Below are 5,230 nucleotides of genomic sequence, written 5' to 3'. Positions count from 1 at the left end.
GTTACTTGATCTTGGCGGTGATGGTGGCGGTGCCGACGAGGAGGCCGGACTTCACGGCGTCGGTCTTGAAGGTGCTGTTGAGCAGCTTCGCGGCGTCACCCGAGACGTGCACCGTGGTGCCGGTCAGGATCGCGTTGTCACCCTCGAGCTGCAGCGGCTTGAGCGTGCCACCGTGCAGCGAGAACAGGTACGCGTTGTTCACCGCGACCTTGCCGTTGACCAGCACGTCACCGTAGAGCTTGGACGAGCCCGGGTTCACGACGAAGTTCTCCAGCGTGACCGTCGTCTCACCGGCGGTGAGGGTCAGACCCGAGTCGTCGTGGTTCAGCAGACCCTGCACGTACGGACGGTAGTCACCATCCGGCGACCAGTACGTCACCGAACCGGACGTGATCGGGAACGACACGGACCCGTCGGCGAGCTTGGCGTCACCGGAGACACCCGGGGTCAGCTTCAGCGCGGTCAGGGCGTCGGTGAAGCCGGAGTCGAGCTTCACCGCGGTGTCGCCACCGAGGACCTCGGGCACCGACGCGACGGGGCCGGGGATCTTCGACGAGGACGACGACACGGTGTGCACCGACGGGGTCGAGGCCTGCGCCGAGGTGATGCCGAACGCGGCACCACCCAGCACGAGCGCACCCGTCGTGGCGAGCGTGATGGAGGTCTTGAGGCTCTTGCGCATGGTGATCAATCCTTTGCTGTTGTCGCGCTCGGCGCGGCTGCTGTGTGCGCGCCGAACACACCCTGGTGCAGGGTGGAGAACCAGCGATGTGCGGCTGGTGAGCGCTTCCGGGGTGTTCCCCGGTCGATGTCAGTGATTCGGCACCCTCGCCCAGCCGGATTGGTCCGGATCGGGATCCGTCAGAGATCGACGTCCGCGAGCACCCGGTCGTCGCCGCGGAGCCGTACCTGCACGCTGGCGATGTCGTCGCGCTGCACGTCGGTCGAGGCGGACAGTCCCCGGGCGTCCTCGCCAGCGGCCGACCACGACGCCACGGTCTGCACGGACCCGTCGTCGCGCACGACCACGAGGTCGTACATCACGGACCCGTCGGCGGCCCAGGACTTCCCGCCGTAGGAGCAGCCCCAGTCGAAGCGGGTGCCCCACGGTTCGCCGCTGACGGACAGGTCGACGTCGAGGCCGCGCTCCCCCACGAGCGCGTACCGGTCGGCCGACGCCGTGGCGGGGCCGGCCTGGACGGACGGGTCCACCCGTGCGGTGCCGACCGCGAGTCCGCCGAGGACCGCGGCGACCACCGCGGCGGCGGCCGTGGCCGCGACCCAGATCCGGCGGCGACGGCGACGGTGTCGAACGCGGTGCGCGACGGAGGCGAGGGTGCTCTCGGAGCCGGTGTCGCGCCTCCCGTCCGGGTCTGCGATCTCGACCGCCTGGTCTGCCGGCAGCTTGGACAGCAGGCCCGGGAGACCGACCAGCTCCGCGACGGCGGCCGCACAGCGGTCGCACGTCTCGAGGTGCCGCTCGTACTCGAGCCGCTCGTCCGGCGGCAGGGAACCGAGCACGTAGGCGGCGTCCCACTCGGCGTAGCGGTCGTCGCTCATCGCGTCACTCCTCGTTCCTGCAGTGCGAGCCGGAGGGCCCGCAGCCCGTAGTGCAGCCGCGACTTCGCGGTGCCCTCGGGGATGTCGTGTCGTCGGGCGATCTCGGGGACCGTGTGTCCGAGCCAGTACGCGTCCACCACCACCCGACGGTGGTCGGGGCTGAGGGAGGCGAGGGCGTCCGCGACGACGATGCGGTCGAGGACGGCGTCGGTGCGGTCCGCCTCGACCCGGTCGACGGGGGACTCGGTGCCGTGCTCACGGCGGTTCCGCGCGGACCGGGCATCGTCGACGACGAGGTTCCGGGCGACGGTGAAGAGCCACGCCCGAGCGCTGTCCGGGGCGCGTTCGAGCACGGCCGGGCGCTGCCACGCGCGCACCATCGTCTCCTGCACGACGTCCTCGACCGTGTGGCCGTCCCGCGTCAGGTGCCGGACGTACCGGGTGAGCGCGTCGCCGTGCTCCCGGTAGAGCGTCGCGAGCAGCTCGTCGGCGGATCGGCCCGTGGCCATCACTTCGCCAGGTCGAGTGAGAACTCGACGGACCCCTTCGGGTCCACCGTGACGAAGCCGAGGGACGGTGCTTCGACCCCGTAGTCCTCGAAGGTGATCGGGATGCTGCCGGCGACCTGCACGGTGCCGTCCTTCGCGACGGCGACCTGGGCGTCGGCGGTGACGGGCTGCTCGACGCCGTGCAGGTCCATCGTGCCGGTGAGCGTGACGTCCTGCGTCGAGCCGTCGAGCGCGCCGGACACGTCGACGGGCTTCGTCAACGTGAACGTCGCCGTGGGGTGCTGGTCCGTCTGGAGCGCGGTGTCGCGGAAGTAGGCGTCACGGGCGGACTCGGGCGTGCTGATCTTCGCGACCTCGACCGTGACCGTCGCCTTCGTGAGGGAGCCGCCGCTGACCTCGGCGCTGCCCTCGACGTCCTTCGTGCGTCCGACCACGTTCACATCCTGCCCCTGGAGCTTCTCGTGCACGCGGTAGCCCGCGAACGAGTCGCCGGTGCTGGTCCAGCTGCCGTCGGCCTCGGCGGCGGTGAGGGTGCCGGAGCCGCCGGACGGCGCGGCGCTGACGGAGGGGGCGGCGGCGGCCTGCCCGTTGACGGTGTTCGCGTAGATGACCGGTCCGGCGATGGCTGCGGCCGCGCCGACGACCACGACGCCGGAGGCGATGCCGATGATGACCTTGGTTCGTGTGCGGAGTCCCATGCCCTGACGACGAGACAGCGGGCCGGATCGTTCACCGGCGTTCGGCATGGACGGCGGATCGTCCACCGGCGTTCGGCATGATGGGGCGGTGGACATCGTCATCGCCGGCTGCGGCGACCTCGGGATCGAGACCGGCCTGCGCTTCGCCGCCGCCGGGCACCGCGTGGTCGGACTCCGGCGGCGGGGCGAGCTGGTCCCGGCCCCGCTCACCGGGCGGAGCGTCGACCTGCGCCGGTCGGTCCCGGAGATCCCGGCGAGCACGGCGGTGGTGGTCGTGGCCGTCGCCGCGGGGAGCCGCGACGTGGACGAGTACCGCGCGACGTACGTCGACGGGCTGCGGAACGTCCTGGACGGCATCGACGCGTCCGGAGCGAGCCCGCGCCTGGTCGTCGTGTCCTCGACCGCGGTCTACGACGTCGACGACGGTGGCACGGTCACCGAGGACACCCCCGCGGACGGCGGTTCCCCCACCGCGGACGTCCTGCTGGAGGCCGAGGCGCTGCTCCGCGAGCGAGCCCCGGGGGCGGTGCTCGCTCGACTGTCCGGTGTGTACGGTCCCGGGCGGGAGCGCCTCCTCGACCAGGTCCGGGGCGGAGGGGCTCGGTCGGCTCCGGCCGACGGGTCGTCCCCGCACACGAACCGGATCCACCGGGACGACGCGGCTGCGGCCCTGGTGCACCTCGCGACGCTGGACGACCCCGCACCGACGTACCTCGTGACCGACGACGAACCGGCTCGGCTCGACGACGTGTACGCGTTCCTCGCCGCCGAGCTCGGGGTCGCGGTGCCGCCGAGGGCCGAGGCCGGCGCCGGCACTGCCGGCCGGCAGGGTGCCGGTGACAAGCGCCTGTCGAACGCCCTGCTCCGCTCGACGGGCTGGGCACCGCGGTACCCGACGTTCCGCGAGGGCTACCGCGCCGTGCTCGCCGGCGTCGGCACCCGGCACCCCTGAGCCGCCGCGCTCGGTACGATCCGGACGTGCACGAACCCGCCGTCCGCCCCCACTCCACCCCCACGCTCGTCGTCGCCGGGGCGATCCTGTCCATGTCCGGGACGGCGTTGGCGTTGCTCTGGTCGGTCATGTGGGTGCCGGTGCTCGTCACGGGGACGGGGGCTTCGCTCTTCCTGTGGCCCCTCGTGCTGGCGTTGTCGCTCCTCCCGTGGGGCGGGGTCGTCGTGGCGCTGGTGCTCGGTGTCGTCGCGCGCCGGCGTGCGGAGGCTCGCGGGTCGACCGCCGTGGTCGTCGCGAGCGCTGTGCTGTCGGGGCTCGCGCCGATCGCGCTGTGGTTCGGCGGACCGTTCTCGGCGGTGGCCTGACCCGCGGCGCGGCCGGCGCGGCGCCCGGCGCGGCGCGCGCGGCGGCGCGGCGCGCGGCGCTCCGCACAACCAAAGGCACGTTGCGCCACGCGGATGCACGGCTCGGGCGCACTTTGGTTGTGCGAACGCCTCCGGCGCCAGCGGCCCGGCGGCGCGCCAGCGCGCGGCGACGCCGCGCAGCGGCACGGCGCCCGCGGCGCGCGGCACGGCGCCAGCGCGGCTCAGTGGTACCGGTGGTCCTGGATCGTCAGGCGCGGCCCGAACGACGGCTTCCGGAAGCCCGACCCCCCGATGAGCCGCACGACCCGCTCCCGGTGCCCCCGCCACGGCTCCAGCAGCTCGAGCATCCCGTCGTCGTCCACCGGTCCCCCGGTCAGCGCCCACCCGACGAGCGCCGCCACGTGGAAGTCCCCCACGCTCGGGGAGTCCGGATCGCCGTGGGCGCGCTGCGCGGTCTCCGCCGCCGTCCACTTCCCGACGCCGGGGACCGACTGCAGCCGCGCGGACACGAGGGCCCCACCGCGACCGAGCGCCAGCGTCCGTTCGAGCGCCGGAGCCACCCGGACCGCCCGCATCACCGTCGCCGAACGACCGGGCTCGATGCCGGCGCGGTGCCACTCCCAGCTCGGGATCGCACCCCACCCGGCAGCGGTCGGCGGGACGAACATGTCCGCCGGGGCCGGTCCGGGCGCCGGTGTGCCGTACCGCCGCAGCAGGTACCGCCAGGCACGCCAGGCCTGCCGCGAGGTGACCTTCTGCTCCATGATCGCGGGCACCAGGGACGCCATCACGGTGTTGGTGCGGAGCAGGCGGAGGCCCGGTTGCCGGTGCCGGGCGTCGACGAGGAACGGGTGCCGGGACACGTCGAGGTCCGACCAGTCGTCACCCCGGCCGAGCAGTTCGGGAGCGTGCGACACCGCCCACTCGGCACCGTCGCCCCACGCCGAGACCGCGATGGCGTCGGGACCGGCACGGCGCACGAGCACCGAGGCCGGGCCGTCCGGTGTGCGGAGCGCGAGCCACGTGTCGGAGCCGACCACGCGGAAGGCGGGGTCGCCGGAGCCGCGCTGCAGGGGCCGGAGCGTCGCGCGGACGTCCACCGCGCCTCCTGGCCGGTAGACGGTGTCGACGCGCGACACGGCCTCG

The 5,230-nt window shown here is 73.6% G+C and carries 7 protein-coding genes; 2 read left to right on the top strand and 5 right to left on the bottom strand.

From position 1 onward, the window contains the following. Position 1: 1 nt before the first annotated feature. From BIV03_RS01355 to BIV03_RS01340, 4 genes are all read right to left on the bottom strand, one after another. The gene (locus tag BIV03_RS01355; RefSeq protein ID WP_070417182.1) at positions 2-682 is read right to left on the bottom strand and encodes a hypothetical protein; all 681 of its coding nucleotides are present in this window, start codon (positions 680-682) and stop codon (positions 2-4) included. Between the two features lie 179 nt (positions 683-861). After that, positions 862-1,560 (bottom strand): anti-sigma factor, encoded by a 699-nt coding sequence (locus BIV03_RS01350; RefSeq protein WP_070417345.1) that lies wholly within the window; start codon positions 1,558-1,560, stop codon positions 862-864. Beyond that, entirely contained in the window at positions 1,557-2,069 is a 513-nt protein-coding gene (locus BIV03_RS01345) for a sigma-70 family RNA polymerase sigma factor (protein WP_071294337.1), read from the bottom strand. Before BIV03_RS01345 ends, BIV03_RS01350 begins: the two co-directional genes overlap by 4 nt. After that, positions 2,069-2,767 (bottom strand): YceI family protein, encoded by a 699-nt coding sequence (locus BIV03_RS01340; RefSeq protein ID WP_071294336.1) that lies wholly within the window; start codon positions 2,765-2,767, stop codon positions 2,069-2,071. The genes BIV03_RS01345 and BIV03_RS01340 overlap by 1 nt, the downstream gene beginning before the upstream one ends. 88 nt (positions 2,768-2,855) lie before the next feature. Here BIV03_RS01340 and BIV03_RS01335 point away from each other — a divergent pair, with 88 nt between their 5' ends. Continuing rightward, on the top strand, positions 2,856-3,719 hold the full coding sequence (locus BIV03_RS01335) for an NAD-dependent epimerase/dehydratase family protein (RefSeq protein ID WP_071294335.1): 864 nt from the start codon (positions 2,856-2,858) through the stop codon (positions 3,717-3,719). A 26-nt stretch (positions 3,720-3,745) separates the two neighbouring features. After that, complete coding sequence (locus BIV03_RS01330) at positions 3,746-4,084, top strand: hypothetical protein (RefSeq protein ID WP_071294334.1); 339 nt, start codon at positions 3,746-3,748, stop codon at positions 4,082-4,084. A gap of 221 nt (positions 4,085-4,305) precedes the next feature. Here BIV03_RS01330 and BIV03_RS01325 read toward each other — a convergent pair whose 3' ends face one another. Next, a complete protein-coding gene (locus tag BIV03_RS01325) occupies positions 4,306-5,223 on the bottom strand; it encodes a DNA-3-methyladenine glycosylase (protein WP_071294333.1) in 918 nt (305 codons plus the stop codon). Positions 5,224-5,230: the final 7 nt, after the last annotated feature.

Origin of the sequence: Curtobacterium sp. MCBA15_016 (assembly GCF_001865105.1) — a bacterium.
In the GTDB taxonomy this organism is placed as follows: Bacteria; Actinomycetota; Actinomycetes; order Actinomycetales; family Microbacteriaceae; genus Curtobacterium.
The sequence above is the reverse complement of the archived record's forward strand: the minus strand, read 5'-3'. Positions and strand labels throughout refer to the sequence as shown.